The 16,970-nt window shown below is 62.9% G+C and carries 16 protein-coding genes and 2 rRNA genes; 7 read left to right on the forward strand and 11 right to left on the reverse strand.

Features of this window, described 5'->3' with window-relative positions; all coding sequences use genetic code 11:
* The first annotated feature begins 12 nt into the window (after positions 1–12).
* Complete coding sequence (locus KS03_RS28790) at positions 13–435, forward strand: ExbD/TolR family protein (RefSeq protein WP_015876491.1); 423 nt, start codon at positions 13–15, stop codon at positions 433–435.
* A 348-nt stretch (positions 436–783) separates the two neighbouring features.
* On the opposite strand, the gene KS03_RS28795 is transcribed toward KS03_RS28790, so the two are convergent.
* Positions 784–1,767, reverse strand: coding sequence for a LysR family transcriptional regulator (locus KS03_RS28795; protein WP_015876492.1), 984 nt, complete (start codon positions 1,765–1,767; stop codon positions 784–786).
* 112 nt (positions 1,768–1,879) lie between these two features.
* Between KS03_RS28795 and KS03_RS28800 the strand changes: the two genes are divergently transcribed.
* The 3 genes from KS03_RS28800 (at position 1,880) to hemP (ending at position 3,718) form a co-directional block, all read left to right on the forward strand.
* The gene (locus KS03_RS28800) at positions 1,880–2,752 is read left to right on the forward strand and encodes a pirin family protein (RefSeq protein ID WP_015876493.1); all 873 of its coding nucleotides are present in this window, start codon (positions 1,880–1,882) and stop codon (positions 2,750–2,752) included.
* A gap of 84 nt (positions 2,753–2,836) precedes the next feature.
* Complete coding sequence (locus tag KS03_RS28805; protein ID WP_015876494.1) at positions 2,837–3,322, forward strand: SRPBCC family protein; 486 nt, start codon at positions 2,837–2,839, stop codon at positions 3,320–3,322.
* A 153-nt stretch (positions 3,323–3,475) separates the two neighbouring features.
* Complete coding sequence (hemP, locus tag KS03_RS28810) at positions 3,476–3,718, forward strand: hemin uptake protein HemP (protein ID WP_015876495.1); 243 nt, start codon at positions 3,476–3,478, stop codon at positions 3,716–3,718.
* Positions 3,719–3,972: 254 nt separating this feature from the next.
* Here the strand turns inward: hemP and KS03_RS28815 are convergent, their stop codons facing one another.
* From KS03_RS28815 to uvrB, 5 genes are all read right to left on the reverse strand, one after another.
* On the reverse strand, positions 3,973–5,373 hold the full coding sequence (locus tag KS03_RS28815; RefSeq protein WP_015876496.1) for a 4Fe-4S binding protein: 1,401 nt from the start codon (positions 5,371–5,373) through the stop codon (positions 3,973–3,975).
* Positions 5,370–6,212 (reverse strand): FTR1 family iron permease, encoded by an 843-nt coding sequence (locus KS03_RS28820; RefSeq protein WP_015876497.1) that lies wholly within the window; start codon positions 6,210–6,212, stop codon positions 5,370–5,372. Before KS03_RS28820 ends, KS03_RS28815 begins: the two co-directional genes overlap by 4 nt.
* Positions 6,213–6,271: 59 nt before the next feature.
* Positions 6,272–6,610 (reverse strand): cupredoxin domain-containing protein, encoded by a 339-nt coding sequence (locus tag KS03_RS28825; protein WP_015876498.1) that lies wholly within the window; start codon positions 6,608–6,610, stop codon positions 6,272–6,274.
* A gap of 76 nt (positions 6,611–6,686) precedes the next feature.
* Positions 6,687–7,238 (reverse strand): iron transporter, encoded by a 552-nt coding sequence (locus tag KS03_RS28830; RefSeq protein ID WP_015876499.1) that lies wholly within the window; start codon positions 7,236–7,238, stop codon positions 6,687–6,689.
* 257 nt (positions 7,239–7,495) lie between these two features.
* The gene (gene uvrB / locus KS03_RS28835) at positions 7,496–9,586 is read right to left on the reverse strand and encodes an excinuclease ABC subunit UvrB (RefSeq protein WP_015876500.1); all 2,091 of its coding nucleotides are present in this window, start codon (positions 9,584–9,586) and stop codon (positions 7,496–7,498) included.
* Between the two features lie 256 nt (positions 9,587–9,842).
* Between uvrB and KS03_RS28840 the strand changes: the two genes are divergently transcribed.
* From KS03_RS28840 to KS03_RS28850, 3 genes are all read left to right on the forward strand, one after another.
* Positions 9,843–11,042 carry an amino acid aminotransferase gene (locus KS03_RS28840; RefSeq protein ID WP_015876501.1) on the forward strand — a complete coding sequence of 400 codons (1,200 nt, stop codon included), beginning with the start codon at positions 9,843–9,845 and terminating at the stop codon, positions 11,040–11,042.
* A gap of 273 nt (positions 11,043–11,315) precedes the next feature.
* Positions 11,316–12,287 (forward strand): potassium channel beta subunit family protein, encoded by a 972-nt coding sequence (locus KS03_RS28845; protein ID WP_015876502.1) that lies wholly within the window; start codon positions 11,316–11,318, stop codon positions 12,285–12,287.
* Between the two features lie 112 nt (positions 12,288–12,399).
* Positions 12,400–13,245 carry a 23S rRNA (adenine(2030)-N(6))-methyltransferase RlmJ gene (locus tag KS03_RS28850; protein WP_015876503.1) on the forward strand — a complete coding sequence of 282 codons (846 nt, stop codon included), beginning with the start codon at positions 12,400–12,402 and terminating at the stop codon, positions 13,243–13,245.
* A 43-nt stretch (positions 13,246–13,288) separates the two neighbouring features.
* On the opposite strand, the gene KS03_RS28855 is transcribed toward KS03_RS28850, so the two are convergent.
* The 5 genes from KS03_RS28855 to KS03_RS12540 form a co-directional block, all read right to left on the reverse strand.
* Positions 13,289–13,600: a hypothetical protein gene (locus KS03_RS28855; protein WP_230674342.1), complete on the reverse strand. Its 312-nt coding sequence runs from the start codon at positions 13,598–13,600 to the stop codon at positions 13,289–13,291.
* 156 nt (positions 13,601–13,756) lie between these two features.
* Positions 13,757–13,903 (reverse strand): DUF3563 family protein, encoded by a 147-nt coding sequence (locus tag KS03_RS30680; RefSeq protein ID WP_015876505.1) that lies wholly within the window; start codon positions 13,901–13,903, stop codon positions 13,757–13,759.
* A gap of 230 nt (positions 13,904–14,133) precedes the next feature.
* Entirely contained in the window at positions 14,134–14,523 is a 390-nt protein-coding gene (gene cueR / locus KS03_RS28860; protein WP_015876506.1) for a Cu(I)-responsive transcriptional regulator, read from the reverse strand.
* A gap of 135 nt (positions 14,524–14,658) precedes the next feature.
* Positions 14,659–14,772 (reverse strand): 5S ribosomal RNA (gene rrf / locus KS03_RS28865).
* Positions 14,773–14,911: 139 nt separating this feature from the next.
* A 23S ribosomal RNA gene (locus tag KS03_RS12540) occupies positions 14,912–16,970 on the reverse strand.

Here is a 16,970-nt window from a genome sequence, read left to right on the forward strand (position 1 = left end):
GGAGGTCCCAGCATGGCAATGAACTCCTCGTTCGGCGATGACGACGACGATGGTCTGATGAACGAGATCAACATGACGCCGCTCGTCGACGTCATGCTCGTGCTGCTGATCATCTTCCTCGTCACGCTGCCGGCGATCCGCCACGCGGTGAAGATCGACCTGCCCCACGCCAGCAGCCAGCAGGTCGACGTCAAGCCGAAGACGATCGACGTGGCGATCCAGGCCGACGGCGCGGTGACGTGGAACGGTCAGCCAGTCAGCGATGCCGAGCTGCAGGCGAAGATCGCCGAGGCCGCGAAGCTCGACCCGCAGCCCGAACTGCATCTGCGCGCCGATCGCAAGATCGCCTACGAGCGCGTCGCCGACGTGATGTCGGCCGCGCAATCGGGCGGCCTCACGAAGCTCGGCTTCGTGACCGAGCCGAAATCGAAATAAGCAACCGGCGCGGCGCAGGCAGTCGTGAAGCAGGCGGGCGCGGAATCGGCGCCGCAAAGGAAAAGGCCTTCATCGAACGATGAAGGCCTTTTTTATGCGCACGCGGGCGCCTTCGGGCGGCGGGCTCTGCGGCGGCGTCAGGCGCCTCGAGCAACGCAATGCGGCACGCCGTGGTCTGCACGGACGGGCGCGTTCTGCCCTATCTGGCTCGCAACATATGCGGCCACCGGATTCGCTCGGAACATCCCTCGCGATTGGGATTTCAATATAGGCCGCGCGCTGCGGGCATTCAAGCGTGCCCCGATTGAATCTCGCGATGGCAGGCGGCGCTTCGATGACAAAACCGCTTCACGCCGCCGCGGCGCTCTGCTCGGCCGGCTTCTCGGCCTGCTTCGCGGCGCGCTCGGGACAAGGGGGCTCGCGATAGTCGCTGTCGAGCTTTTCGACGAGGAAATCGACGAACGAACGCACCGCCGGCGGCATGCCCTGGCGCGACACGAATACCGCGTAGAGCTGCGGCACCGGCAGCGTCCAGCCCGGCATCACCGGCGACAGCTGTCCCGCGCGCAGCGCGTTGCCATACATCATCTCGGGCAGCGCGGCGATCCCGACCCCGTCCAGCACGGCTTCGCGGATCGTCATCAGATCGGCCGTCACGAGCCGCGGCTCGTGCTCGTGCTGATGGCGCGTCCCGTCCGGCGCGATCAGCGTAAACACATGGCGGCCGTCGCCCGACGGCGTGTCGAGCGTCTCGAAGCGCCCCAGGTCGCCGGGCGCGAGCGGCGGCGCGTTCTGGCTCAGCAGGCTCGGCGAGCCGACCAGCATCTGCTCGGTGCGCCATAGCGGACGCACCACGATGTTGGCGTTCTCGGGCGGCTCGGAGCGCACGCGCAACGCCACGTCGATCGAATCCTCGAACAGGTCGATCACCTGGTTGGTCACGCGCACCAGCACGCGCACCTCGGGGAAGCGGTGCAGGAATTCCGGCAGCAGTCGCGACATCATCGTCTGCGACAGGGTGACCGGCACGCTGACGCGCACCGTGCCGCGCGGCGAGGCGCGCAGTTGCTGGACCGCGTTCATCGCCGCCTGCGCCTCGGCCAGCATCGCCTGGCAGTGCTGGTAGAACAGCTGCCCGGCCTCCGTCAGCGCGAGCTTGCGCGTCGAGCGCTGCAGCAGGCGCACGCCCAGCGTCGCCTCGAGTTCCGTCAAGCGCCGCGACAGCCGCGACTTCGAGATGCCGAGTACGCGTTCCGCGGCCGAGAAGCCGCCGTGTTCGACGACCTGCGAGAAGTACATCAGGTCGTTCAGGTTGTGTGCATCGAGATTCATTTCATCGTTCCAATTCCAGAACGATCCATTGCGGATCGCGCCGATTTCAAGCGCTGGCTGGTCCATATAATAGCTGCGACCAGCCAGCTCGATCATTTCAGGACAATATCCGATGCCAGAACCGCGCTCGATCCAGCGCGTCTATCCGTCCCTGCGGGCCACGGAAGGCGCCGGTTTCCAGGTCCACCGCCCATTCCCCACCCGCCTGCTCGCCGATTTCGATCCGTTCCTGCTGCTCGACGAGATGGGACCGGTGGAATACGCACCCGGCGCGGCGAAGGGCGCGCCCGATCATCCGCACCGCGGCTTCGAAACCGTCACCTATCTGCTCGATGGTCACGTTCGCCATCGCGATTCGGCGGGGCACACGGGCGAGTTGCGCGCGGGCGACGTGCAGTGGATGACCGCCGGCGCAGGGCTGATCCACAGCGAGATGCCCGACCCGGCGTTCGCGGCCGCGGGCGGCCGCATTCACGGTATCCAGCTCTGGGTCAATCTGCGCCGCAGCGACAAGCGGCTCGCGCCACGCTATCAGGAGCTCGCTGCAGCGGACATCCCACGTGCGTACTCGGCCGACGGCCGCATCGGCGTGAAGGTGATCGCCGGCGAGGCGCTCGGCGCGCGCGCGGCGATCGAGACGCAAACGCCGCTGCTGTATCTGCACCTGACTCTGCAGCCTCGCGCGCGCATCGGTCTGCCGGTGCCGCGCGATCACCGCGTGTTCGCCTACCCGATCGCCGGCGCGGGCCATTACGGCGCGAGCCGCCAGGTAAGCGGCCCGCGACAGATGATCGTGTTCAACGACGATGGCGACACCGTCGAGCTCGCAGCCGGCGAGGCACCGCTCGACGTGCTGCTGCTCGGTGGTCGCCCGATCAGCGAGCCCATCGTCCGCTACGGGCCGTTCGTGATGAACACCGAGCAGGAGATTCGCGACGCGGTGGCCGACTACCAAGCCGGCAGAATGGGCGCGATCCAGGGCTGAGCCGCGCCGGACGAGGTTTGCGAATTGCGTCACAATGGTTCCTGTTGCGGCTTGCGGCCGCGTCGACAGAAGGAACCCGTACCCTTGAATTTTGAACACCTGATCCAGATCAACGCAACGGACGACCCGACGTTGCCGACGCTCACGCGCGACCAGCTCTGGGAAGGGCTCGTGCTGCGCGCCGAACAGCCACAGCTGTTCGTGATCGGCCTCGATCGCTGCGAGATCCGCGAGCGCACCGAGACGACGCTCGAACGCGAGCTGCATTTCGGTCAGGCGAGGATCCGCGATCGCGTGACGTTCACGACGAACCATCAGGTCCGCTACGACATCCACGCCGCCGACGGCGAGATCGGCGGCTCGCTGACGATGACGATCGAGGAACGCGCCGACGCCGAGCTGTTCCTGCGCTTCGAATACCACACCACACTGCCCGAGACGGCCGACAGCGAAGACGCGCGGCAGACGCAGGGCATCGTCAAGGAGGCCTACCGCACCTCCGACATCGATACGGTGCGCCTGATCCGCGAATACGCCCAGGGCCGCCGGGATCCCGATCCGCTGCACTGAAGGCGCTGCGTGCCGGCGCCGCCTGGGGCGTTGCCGGCACGGATTTCACAAAAGCTATCAAGCTCGGCATTTCGATGAAAAACATCGTTTGTAAATGGGAATAATTATCATTTAGTATTCATCCCATCGACTCGCAACTGATTGAACGTCCTGATGACCGAACTCATGCGCTCCTCCACCTTGACCCTGCGTCGCACCGGCGGCGTCGTACCCGGTGGCCGCACGAAAGTCGCGGCCGTCACGAAGGCGGAAGCCCCGGCCAAGCCGGATGCGAATCAACGCGTCGTCGCCAGCGACACGCTGCTGCAGGGCCGCACGCATGTCTCGATCATGCACAACGGCGAAACCTACCAGCTGCGCGCCACCCGGCTGGGCAAACTGATTTTGACGAAGTAAGTACCGAGTATTGTGGGGACCACCTCCCTGAGAGGTGTTGGGCACTAGCCAGCCGTAACGGCTTGCACGCGAGATCTAGACCCCTTCGTGCAACCACACTCAAGCAGTCGTTACAGCAAGCCAAGCCATTTTTTTGGTTCTCATGCGGATGAACGAAAGCGGCGTGCCGGACGGGCACGCCGCTTTTTTTGTTTAGCGGCGTTCACGGGACGTAAAGCGCCAACCGTCCAGCGCGCCGCGTCCGCGATCAGGCGTCAGAAGTACCAGAACATCAGCCACCAGGCGCTATCGACGATCGCGAGCGCCAGCAGGAAACCGGCCGTCGCGGCCAGGCGCCGCGGCAGGCTGGCATAGCGGCCGGCCACGCGCCAGGCCAGCCAGGCGCTCCACATATTCGAGACGACGAGGATCGCGATTCGCACCGGCGAGGCCCAATCGAGGGGCACGTGCTCGGCGCGCAGCAGCGACAACGTGGTCGCCGACAGGCCGAGGAACACACCGGCCCCGGCGAGCGGAATCAGCGCTTGCGCCAGATGGTGCAGCCGGACGCGCTCGAAGCGGCCGAGCATCGCGGTCGAGGCCGCCAGCACGAGCAGCAGCGCGGTGCCGTAGATCAGGCCCGTACCGACGATATAGCCGACCACGAGGCCGCCGTCGAGCCACGAAAACACGTCGTTCTGCTGCGGATAGTGAGTGAGCAGGAACCACGGCGCGTTGGTCTCGAGCGGCCAGGTGATGTCGCGGTCGATCAGCCAGCCCGCGAGCCACTGCTTGATCGCCACGAACCACGGGCTCGCGCTCCAATGGAACGCGCCGATCGCGATGCCGAGCAGACCGTACAGGATCAGCGCGGTGTCCCAAGCGCTCGCCTGCCTGTCGCCGAGCTCGACGACCTCCTCGGCCGGTGAGCGCAGCGTCAGCGCAATCGCATCGCGGTGCCCGCTGCATCGGCCGCACATATGGCAGGCGGCCGCGCCCTTCATGTTGCGCAGCGGCACGAGCGGCGCGCAGTTGATCGGAATCACGCGATGGCCATGCTCGCCCTGCGTGTAGGAGCGGCGCCAGGCGGCTTCGTCGACCTTGAAGCGCAGCGGCGCCAGGCGCGCGAGCAATGCGAATACACCGTTGACGGGGCATAAATACTTGCACCAGACGCGCTTCTCGCGCCCGTACAGCAGCCCGATCACCATCGCGGCGAACGTCGAGCCGCCCAGCACCAGCAGCACCGCGCGTGGATACTGGTAGACGCTGACCATCTGCCCGTAGATGGTGGTGATGCCGAACGCCACGAAGGGCCAGCCGCCCCAGCGCATCCAGCGCGGAATCGCGCGCCCGCGGCCGAACTTGCTGGCGAACTCGGCAAGCGCGCCCTCGGGGCACAGCACGCCGCACCAGACGCGCCCGAGCATCACCATCGACAGCAGCACGAACGGCCACCAGATGCCCCAGAACACGAACTGCGCGGCCAGCGTCAGATTGCTCCACAGGTGGGCCGTGTCGTCGGGCAGCGGCGTGAACGCCGGCACCAGGATCAGGAACGCATAGACGGCGACCACGACCCACTGGATTGCGCGAATCAGCCCGCCGTGACGCTGCATCCAGTGGCCGACCTCGGAGAGCCGGCTCCGGCGCGCGGCGCGCACGGCGGTACTCATGCGGCCCGCCCCGCCACGGCGACCGGACGGCGCGCCGTGAGCCTGAGCAGCGCGTAGACGACCGCCCAATAGGCCAGGTAGGCAACCAGGTTGGTCAGCGCCGGATGCGCACGATAGCCGGTCAGCGTCGCGACCAGCGAGCCGAACGTGCTCGAGTCGTCGAGGATCGACGAGGTGTCCCACAGCTGCGCAATGCCGAGCGGCAGGATTTCCTTGTCGATCAGCTTGTCGACGCCGGCTTCGAACAGGCCTGCGCCGAGGAACAGCAGCATGATTTCCGTGACGCGGAAGAACAGCCGCCACGAGAACACCTTGCCGCCCAGCTGCAGCACGTAGAAGGTCAGCAGCGCGAGCGCGAAGCCGATCAATACCGCGACCACCTGCGCTCCGCCGACATGGCCGGTCTGCCCGAACCCGAGGCCGTAGAGGAAGATCACCGTCTCGCTGCCCTCGCGCGCGATCGCGAGCGCGACCAGCACGGCCACGCCCCACCAGTTCGCGGTCTTCGTGGTCTCCTGCAGCGATTGCTCCATTTCGCGCTTGAGCGTGCGCCCGTGCCGCTTCATCCAGATCACCATCTGCACGATCAGCACGCAGGCAACCAGCACCATCGCGGTCTGGAAATAGTCCTGCGCATCGCCGGACAACACTTCGGTGAAGCCGACCAGCGCGGCGCCGAGACCGACCGCCAGCAGCAGGCCGGCCGCGACGCCGACCCATAGATACGGCAGCCCGCGGCGCGCCTGGGCGTCGCCGTTGCTGAGCCAGGCATAGAGAATGCCCACGACGAGCAGCGCCTCGACGCTCTCGCGCCAGACGATGAAGATGATTTGACCCATTGAAACCTCCGTGTACCCCGGCCGCGGCGGGGCCTCCGCGGCCGCACGATAAATCGGGACTACTTTGCGACGATGACGCCCTGCGCCTGCTGATGGAAATCGTCGAAGAACTTGTACTCGCCGGGCGACTGCGGCGCGATCACGACGAACGATTCGGCTCCGGGCGCGAGCACCTTCTCCTTGCGCAGTTGGACGCTCTCGAACTCGACCGCACCCTTGCCGGTATTGCGGACCTCGATCTTGAAGCGCTGGCCGGCCGGCACCTCGATGCGCGCCGGGTTGAGCTTGCCGTCCGCCATCTCCAGCTTGAACGTCGGCAGATCGGCCGCATAAGCGGCAACGTTGGCAGCGGCGGCGAAGGTGACGAGCGCGGCGGCGAAAATCCTGGGGAATCTCATTATGTTTCTCGTTGAGGGCGGCACCGTGCGACGCCGCCAGGCCGTGCCGGACGGCGACGCGCGATACGCAGCGCGATCAGTAACCGCCCTTCTTGCCGATACCCGCGAACGGGAAATCGTATTCGAGCGTAAACGGCTTGAACCACGGGCCCACGCCCGTTTCCTTGTCGACGTGGCGGCCGAAGGCCAGGTGGCCCGTCTGCATCGGCGGCTTCACCGTCATCGACAGATGGTACTTGCCCGGGCCGTCGAGCTTGACGTTGTCGCCATAGTGCGGGCCGTCGTTCGCGACCATGCCCATCAGGTTGCCTTCCGCCTTCCACTTCGCGTCACCCTGCTTGGTCAGCTTGTACTCGACCTGCAGATACGGCATCCAGTCGCCCTCGGCGAAGCCCGTCGGGTTGTTCTTCACCGCATGAATGTCGGTCTCGAGATGAATGTCGGAATCCGATGCCTTGCGCATCATGCCTTCCGGTTCCATCGTGATCGGCTGCAGATACACGACGCCGACTTCCATGCCACCCTGGATCTGCTGCTTGCCGATCGGATACTCCGCCGCCGATGCCGACATCGCGACAAGCGCCGCCGCCACGGCAATCCCGCTACGGGTGAAGGATGAAGCGAACATTGAAACTCCTTGTTTTTATCGTCTGGTGAACTGAAACACCTCGCGAATGCTCACGAACGCTCGTGACGCAATTGGCGATGCGGGTAACTACGAAAGTTAATGCGAACCATTCTCAATAATTCGCGAGTGTAGCATCGATTCGCCTCGCGAACCAAGCGGAAAGAAATTCAAGCCATTGATGTAGAAAGGTTTTCGGAAGTTTCGTGGGGTGCTCCGCCGTGCCGGCCTGCGAGGCCGGCATGGCGGAATCGGCGTGCTCAGCCGGCGCCGCTCACGTGATCGCCGACATTGGCGCCGAACACTCGCTCGCGCAGCAGCGCGAGCTGGTCGCGGGTCTGGGCCGCCTTCTCGAATTCGAGGTTCTTCGCGTAGTCGGTCATCTGTTTTTCGAGCCGCTTGATTTCCTTCGCCAACTGCTTCTCGGACATGTCCTCGAATTTCGCGCGCTGCTGCGCCTCCTTCAGCTCGGCGCGCGCCTCGTCGACGTTGTAGACGCCGTCGATGATGTCCTTGATCCGTTTCACCACGCCGCGCGGCGTGATGCCGAGCTTCTCGTTGTGCGCGATCTGCTTGGCACGGCGCCGCTCGGTCTCGTCGATCGCGCGCCGCATCGAATCGGTCATGTGGTCGGCATAGAGGATGGCCTTGCCGTTCACGTTGCGCGCCGCGCGGCCGATGGTCTGGATCAGCGAGCGTTCGGCGCGCAGGAAACCTTCCTTGTCGGCGTCGAGGATCGCGACGAGCGACACCTCCGGAATGTCGAGCCCCTCGCGCAGCAGGTTGATCCCGACCAGCACGTCGAAGGTGCCGAGCCGCAGGTCGCGAATGATCTCGACACGCTCGACGGTATCGATATCGCTGTGCAGATAGCGAACCTTGACACCGTGATCGGCCAGGAACTCGGTGAGCTGTTCGGCCATGCGCTTGGTCAGCACCGTGATCAGCACACGTTCGCCGGCTTTCACGCGCTCGTTGATTTCGGCCAGCACGTCGTCGACCTGCGAACTCGCGGGACGCACCTCGATCTCGGGATCGACGAGCCCGGTCGGCCGCACCACCTGTTCGGCCACCTGGCCGGACACGCGCTGCTCGTAGTCGGCGGGCGTCGCCGACACGAACACGACCTGCCGCATCTTGCGTTCGAACTCGGGAAACTTCAGCGGCCGGTTGTCGAGCGCGGACGGCAGGCGAAAGCCGTAGTTGACGAGATTCTCCTTGCGTGCGCGGTCACCGTTGTACATGCCGTTCAGCTGGCCGATCAGCACATGCGATTCGTCGAGCAGCATCAGCGCGTCGGACGGCAGATAGTCGACCAGCGTCGGCGGCGGCTCACCGGGCGCCGCGCCCGAGAAGTGCCGCGAGTAGTTCTCGATGCCCTTGCAGAAGCCGAGTTCCTGCAGCATCTCGAGATCGAAGCGCGTGCGCTGCTCGAGCCGCTGCGCCTCGACGAGGCGGTTTTCGCGATGGAAGAACTCGAGCCGCTCGCGCAACTCCTCCTTGATCGTCTCGACCGCGCGCATCACGGTGTCGCGCGGCGTCACGTAGTGCGACGAAGGATAGACGGTAAAGCGCGCGATCTTCTGGCGCACCCGGCCCGTCAGCGGATCGAACAGTTGCAGCGTCTCGACCTCGTCGTCGAACAGTTCGACGCGCACCGCCATCTCGGCGTGCTCGGCCGGGAAGATGTCGATCGTGTCGCCGCGCACGCGGAACGTGCCGCGCTGGAAGTCCTGCTCGTTGCGCGTGTATTGCATCGCGATCAGACGCGCGATCACGTCGCGCTGGCCGATCCGGTCGCCATTGCGCAGCGTCAGGATCATCTGGTGGTACTCGGACGGGTTGCCGATACCGTAGATCGCCGAAACGGTCGCGACGATCACGACGTCGCGCCGCTCCATCAGGCTCTTGGTGGCCGACAGCCGCATCTGCTCGATGTGCTCGTTGATCGACGAGTCCTTCTCGATGAACAGGTCGCGCTGCGGCACATAGGCTTCCGGCTGGTAGTAGTCGTAATACGAGACGAAGTACTCGACCGCGTTGCGCGGGAAGAACTCGCGAAACTCGGAATAGAGCTGGGCGGCGAGCGTCTTGTTCGGCGCGAACACGATGGCCGGGCGGCCGAGGCGCGCGATCGTGTTCGCCATCGTGAAGGTCTTGCCGGACCCGGTCACGCCGAGCAGCGTCTGGAACGACAGGCCGTCCTCGACGCCCTCGACGAGCGTGTCGATCGCAGTAGGCTGGTCGCCTGCCGGCGGATATGGCTGGTAGAGCTGGAACGGGGAGCCATCGAACTCGACGAACTTCGATTCATCGAGTTCCTCGGCAACTTCGGGGGAATGTTCGGACATGAGTCGGAAACCGGGCCGCGTGCAAACAAGCATTCTAGCGCTTCGGTGACGGGCGGGCCGAGCGCCCGCATCGCCCGGTTCGCGCCCCGATACCTGCAACCACGCGCCGGGCTTTGGCCGAAAGCGCGACACAATTCGCTACAATAGAAAAATTCGCTCCGGCCGCCGCGCTGGCAGTCAGACGGCGCGGCATCCCGTCTTCGCTCCCGCGTCCGGACCCCGATTTCATTCCACTACTTACTGCTGCGAAATCACCATGTCGCTCTTCTCCGCTGTCGAACTCGCGCCCCGCGATCCGATCCTGGGCCTCAACGAAGCATTCAACGCCGATACGCGCCCGACCAAGGTGAATCTCGGCGTCGGCGTGTACACCAACGAGGAAGGCAAGATCCCGCTGCTGCGCGCGGTGCGCGACGCGGAAAAGGCCCGCGTCGAGGCCGGCCTGCCGCGCGGCTACTTGCCGATCGACGGTATTGCCGCCTACGACGCTGCGGTGCAGAAGCAGGTGCTCGGCAACGACTCCCCGCTGATCGCGGCAGGCCGCGTCGTGACCGCGCAGGCAATCGGCGGCACGGGCGCGCTGAAGATCGGCGCAGATTTCCTGCGCATGGTGAACCCCAAGGCCCGCGTGGCGATCAGCAACCCGAGCTGGGAAAACCACCGCGCGCTGTTCGAGATGGCCGGCTTCCCGGTCGACGTATATCCGTATTACGACGCGGCCACCAACGGCGTGAACTTCGACGCCATGCTCGACGCGCTGAACGGTTACGCGGCCGGCACGATCGTCGTGCTGCACGCCTGCTGCCACAACCCGACCGGCGTCGACCTGACGGACGCGCAATGGGGCCGCGTCGTCGAAGTGGTCAAGGCGCGCCAGCTCGTGCCGTTCCTCGACATGGCCTACCAGGGCTTCGGTGAAAGCCTCGAGGCCGACTCGGCCGCCGTGCGCCTGTTCGCCGCCGCCGACCTGAATGTGTTCGTGTCGTCGTCGTTCTCGAAGTCGTTCTCGCTGTACGGCGAGCGTATTGGCGCATTGTCGATCATCACTGGCAGCAAGGACGAGGCCACGCGCGTGCTGTCGCAGTTGAAGCGCGTGATCCGCACCAACTACTCGAACCCGCCGACGCACGGCGGGGCGCTCGTCTCCGCGGTGCTGGCCTCGCCGGATCTGTATGCCGCATGGGTCGAGGAACTCGGCGAAATGCGCGATCGCATCCGCGCGATGCGCAACGGCCTCGTCGAGCGCCTGAAGGCCAGCGGCGTCGACCGCGACTTCAGCTTCATCAATGCACAACGCGGCATGTTCTCGTACTCGGGCCTGACGGCCGCGCAGGTCGATCGGCTGCGCGAAGAGTTCGGCATCTACGCCGTGAGCACGGGCCGCATCTGCGTGGCCGCGCTCAACACGCGCAACCTCGACGTGGTGGCGAACGCGATCGCGGCAGTGCTGAAGTAAGCGACATCGCCGCGCGGACCTCGCGCGGCGACATACCGAAGACGCGCTCCCCGGAGCGCGTTTTTTCATTCCAGCGCCGATGGCACGCCGACGAAAGCGTGCCAACGAAACGCCCGGCAGCAACGTGGTGGTGGTCAGCGCGGATATCCGACGGGCCTGCCGGCCGTGCGGCCGGTGCCACCGCGCGAGCGGTGCTGCTGTTGTGCAAGAGGCGGACTGCATGGAGCCGCCAAACGGGCTAAGCTAACTGCTGTCCCAATTCCAGGAGGTCACATGAATTACAGGCGTTTGGGCCGCTCGGGGCTGCAGGTCAGCGAATTGTCGATCGGCTCGTGGGTGACATACGGCAATCAGGTCGACCAGCGCGCCGCACGCGAGTCGCTGGCCGCGGCGCGCGACGCCGGCATCAATTTCTTCGACAATGCCGAGGTGTACGCGCACGGCCAATCCGAGGAGATCATGGGCGAGGCGCTGAAGGCACTCGGCTGGTCGCGCGTCAGCTACGTCGTCTCGACGAAATTCTTCTGGGGCTTGAACGAAGCCCCGAACCAGTACCACACGCTGAACCGCAAGTACTTGATGGATGCGATCGACGGATCGCTGCGCCGCTTGAAACTCGACTACGTCGATCTGGTGTTCTGCCATCGCCCCGATCCGAATACGCCGATCGAGGAAACGGTCTGGGCGATGAGCGACATGATCACGCGCGGCAAGGCGCAGTACTGGGGCACGTCGGAGTGGAGTGCCGACGAAATCCGGGCCGCCTACGGCATTGCCGAGCGGCACCATCTGCATAAGCCGGTCATGGAACAGCCGCAGTACAACCTGTTCCATCGGCGTCGCGTCGAGCGGGAATACCGGCGGCTCTACGAGGACATCGGTCTCGGCCTGACGACCTGGAGTCCGCTCGCATCGGGCCTGCTGACCGGCAAGTACCGCAATGGCGTGCCAGAAGGCAGCCGTGCCGCGGTGCAGGGGTACGACTGGCTACGCGACCAGCTCACGGATCGCGCGAAAAACGACACGGTTGCCAAGCTCGCCGGCGTCGCGGACGAACTCGGCTGCACTGTCGCCCAGCTCGCGATCGCCTGGGTGCTGAAGAATCCGAACGTCAGCACCGTGATCACCGGCGCGTCGCACGTCAAGCAGATCGGCGAGAACATGAAGGCGGTCGAGGTGGCGGCGCGGATTTCGCCTGAACTGAAACAACGCATCGAAGAGATCGTCGGCGATCAGGCGCAGTAGGCGCCGTCACGTACAATAGCCGGCCGCGCGACAGCCATGCATTGGTGCAGCCCTTGCGGCGCCGGCATGGAGTCCGCGGCCGATTTCGATTTCATTCGCCTCGTCCACCGCCATGTTCAGTTATCGCCACGCGTTCCATGCCGGCAATCATGCGGATGTGCTCAAGCACGCCGTTGTCGTCCAGTTGCTCAACTATTTCAACAAGAAAGACAAGTCGTACTGGTACGTCGATACGCATGCGGGCGCGGGAATCTACGCATTGGACGAAGGTTTCGCCACCAAGACCGCTGAATATGAAACCGGTATCGCGAAGCTGTGGAACGCGGACAAGCTGCCGGCAGCGCTGGAAACCTATGTCGCCGAGATCCGCTCCTGCAACGACGCCGGCCAGTTGCGCTATTACCCGGGTTCGCCCTATCTGGCGTGGCGCATGCTGCGCGAGCAGGACCGGATGCGCCTGTTCGAGATGCACAGCACGGAGATCGGCGTGCTACGGCACAACTTCCGCGACGCGGGACGCCGCGCCATGATCTATGCAACAGATGGCTTTGAAGGGCTCAAGGCGCTGCTGCCTCCGCCGCCACGCCGGGCCATGGTACTGATCGACCCCTCTTACGAGGACAAGCGCGACTACGCACGAACGCTAGGCTGTGTCGAAGAGGGGCTGAAGCGCTTCGCGACCGGCTGTTACGCAGTCTGGTATCCACAGGTCAAGCGTCCGGAATCCGAACGCTTCCCCGATCACCTGAAACGCCTGCAGCCAAGCAACTGGCTGCATCTGACGCTGACTGTGAGCCGCCCGCCCTCGGACGGCTTCGGACTCTATGGCAGCGGAATGTTCATTCTGAACCCGCCTTATACCTTGGCCGAGTCGATGCGCGAGGCCCTGCCCTATCTCGCCGAGGCCTTGGGGCAGGACGACGGAGCCAGGTTCGGGATCGAATCGCGCAGTGCCTGAGCGGGCATCAGCGCGCCGGGTTGTCAGGTCGACGCCATCATTCCTATTGCCGATAGGACGGCGTCGGCACCCTGATATAGGGCGCCACCACCATCGGTATCTGGTTGTTCTGCTGCAGGCCTGCCGGCTGCCGGATTTCGGCCGGCGCAACAATCGGGGCCGGGTCGAGCGGCGCCGTCTGCAGCACCACGCCCGAGCGGCCGTCATGAATGCCGGTTTGCGTGTCGAGCACGACAGGCGGGCGATCCTGCGCGGCCATCGCGCCACGGCTCGCAGCCGCAGCCAGGCAGATCAGTCCGATCGTCACGAGCTTGCGCTTGCCTGGTCCGCGTCTTGGAGAGTCGTCAAGGCTCATATCGTTCTTCCCTGCTCGAAATTGAGATCGTTAGCGACACAATAGCGCGGCCAGCTTGGCATGTGAGGAATTTCGCGCTGCAAAAACAAAAGCCCCGACAATTTCGGGGCTCGTTTTGCTTCGCACGCTCAACGCATGCCGGAATTCGGTCAAACCTTACAGCGAGTAGCCATTCGTTTCGAGGGCACGGATACGCTGCTCGAGCTGGACGATGTCGCTCGATTCGGCCAGGTACGCTTCGCGACGCTCGCGCTCTGCAGATTCGAACCAGTAGCTCAGCTTTTCGACGATGTACGCAATCATGACGTTCTCCAAGGAAGTTTGAGATCCCCCGGTGAATCACTTCAGGGATATCCCGTATAGGGTTATCCCGAATTATAGCGAGAACGCACCAAGATGCTAATGAAATGCACGAATGTAAGTCATTCCAAATTGGAATTTGTCCGTTAATTAAGCCAAATGTTTGATTTATATGGATTTTTATGGATGTAGTCGCATCCGAAAACAGACATTGATACACCGCACGGGTGCATTCACACATCGGCGAGGCGTTCGAGAATCGGGCACTCGGGTCGATCGTCTCCATGGCAATGGGCCGCCAACCTGGCCAGCGTGTTGCGCATGTCGGTCAGTTCAGCGATCCGGCGATCCAGTTCAGACACATGCTCAAGGGCAATCGACTTGACCTCTGCGCTCGCACGATCGCGATCCTGCCACAGCGCGAGAAGCTTGCGAACGTCGTCGACAAGGAAGCCGAGCCGACGTGCCTGCCGAATGAACGTCAACGAATGGATTTCGTTTTCGTGATACGTGCGGTAGCCGGCATCGGTTCGCTGTGCCGGCTCGATCAGGCCCACGCTTTCGTAGTAACGGATCATCTTCGCGCTGACACCCGAGGCGCGAGCGGCTTCACCAATATTCACACGGCTCTCCCAAGACAACGTCGGTTGATCTTACCGCGATGTCGTCATGAGCGTGTGAAGCCGTTCGAGTGCATGTTTTGCGCGATAAAAGACAAAACCCCCACTGCGTTGGCAGCGGGGGTTTCGAAGGAGGAAGCCTGACGATTACCTACTTTCACACGGGCAATCCGCACTATCATCGGCGTAGAGTCGTTTCACGGTCCTGTTCGGGATGGGAAGGGGTGGGACCGACTCGCTATGGTCATCAGGCTAAAGGGGTTGTCACGTCGCGGCAGCGCGCCATGACCAATCTCGAAGAAGTAGTAGGGGTTGTGCTTGTACACCGGCACATTGCTCACTCAACCGCTGTTCGTCGACCTGCTGGTTCGACATGAAACAGACCGGTTATAGGATCAAGCCTTACGGGCAATTAGTATCAGTTAGCTGAACGCATTACTGCGCTTACACACCTGACCTATCAACGTCCTGGTCTCGAACGACCCTTCAAGGGGATCAAGTCCCCGGGGATATCTCATCTTAAGGCGAGTTTCCCGCTTAGATGCTTTCAGCGGTTATCTCTTCCGAACATAGCTACCCGGCGATGCCACTGGCGTGACAACCGGTACACCAGAGGTTCGTCCACTCCGGTCCTCTCGTACTAGGAGCAGCCCCCTTCAAATATCCAACGCCCACGGCAGATAGGGACCAAACTGTCTCACGACGTTTTAAACCCAGCTCACGTACCTCTTTAAATGGCGAACAGCCATACCCTTGGGACCGGCTACAGCCCCAGGATGAGATGAGCCGACATCGAGGTGCCAAACACCGCCGTCGATATGAACTCTTGGGCGGTATCAGCCTGTTATCCCCAGAGTACCTTTTATCCGTTGAGCGATGGCCCTTCCATACAGAACCACCGGATCACTATGACCTGCTTTCGCACCTGCTCGACTTGTCGGTCTCGCAGTTAAGCACGCTTATGCCATTGCACTATCAGCACGATTTCCGACCGTACCTAGCGTACCTTCGTACTCCTCCGTTACACTTTGGGAGGAGACCGCCCCAGTCAAACTGCCTACCATGCACTGTCCCCGACCCGGATCACGGGCCAAGGTTAGAACCTCAAACAAACCAGGGTGGTATTTCAAGGACGGCTCCACCGAAACTAGCGTTCCGGTTTCATAGCCTCCCACCTATCCTACACAGATCGGTTCAAAGTCCAATGCAAAGCTACAGTAAAGGTTCATGGGGTCTTTCCGTCTAGCCGCGGGGAGATTGCATCATCACAAACACTTCAACTTCGCTGAGTCTCGGGAGGAGACAGTGTGGCCATCGTTACGCCATTCGTGCAGGTCGGAACTTACCCGACAAGGAATTTCGCTACCTTAGGACCGTTATAGTTACGGCCGCCGTTTACCGGGACTTCAATCAAGAGCTTGCACCCCATCATTTAATCTTCCGGCACCGGGCAGGCGTCACACCCTATACGTCCACTTTCGTGTTTGCAGAGTGCTGTGTTTTTATTAAACAGTCGCAGCCACCAGTTTATTGCAACCCCTTCACCCTTCTGGCGCAGGCCAGTCAAGCTACAGGGGCGTACCTTATCCCGAAGTTACGGTACCAATTTGCCGAGTTCCTTCTCCCGAGTTCTCTCAAGCGCCTTAGAATACTCATCTCGCCCACCTGTGTCGGTTTGCGGTACGGTCACTGTTAAACTGAAGCTTAGAGGCTTTTCTTGGAACCACTTCCGATTGCTTCGCTTCCGAAGAAGCTCGCGCCACACCCTTGAATTCCGCGCCCGGATTTGCCTAAGCGCCTTCTCCAATGCAGCGACCGGGACTTCCAACACCCGGACAACCTTCCGCGATCCGTCCCCCCATCGCATTTAACAATGGTGCAGGAATATTGACCTGCTTCCCATCAGCTACGCATTTCTGCCTCGCCTTAGGGGCCGACTCACCCTACGCCGATGAACGTTGCGTAGGAAACCTTGGGCTTACGGCGAGGGGGCCTTTCACCCCCTTTATCGCTACTCATGTCAGCATTCGCACTTCCGATACCTCCAGCACACTTTACAATGCACCTTCGCAGGCTTACGGAACGCTCTCCTACCATGCGAGACTAGCTCGCATCCGCAGCTTCGGTATATGGCTTAGCCCCGTTACATCTTCCGCGCAGGACGACTCGATCAGTGAGCTATTACGCTTTCTTTAAAGGGTGGCTGCTTCTAAGCCAACCTCCTGACTGTTTTAGCCTTCCCACTTCGTTTCCCACTTAGCCATATTTGGGGACCTTAGCTGGCGGTCTGGGTTGTTTCCCTCTTGACACCGGACGTTAGCACCCGATGTCTGTCTCCCGTGATTGCACTCTTCGGTATTCGGAGTTTGCTATGGCGGGGTAATCTGCAATAGACCCCCCAACCATGACAGTGCTCTACCCCCGAAGGTGAGACACGAGGCACTACCTAA

This window comes from Burkholderia glumae LMG 2196 = ATCC 33617 (assembly GCF_000960995.1).
GTDB lineage: Bacteria > Pseudomonadota > Gammaproteobacteria > Burkholderiales > Burkholderiaceae > Burkholderia > Burkholderia glumae.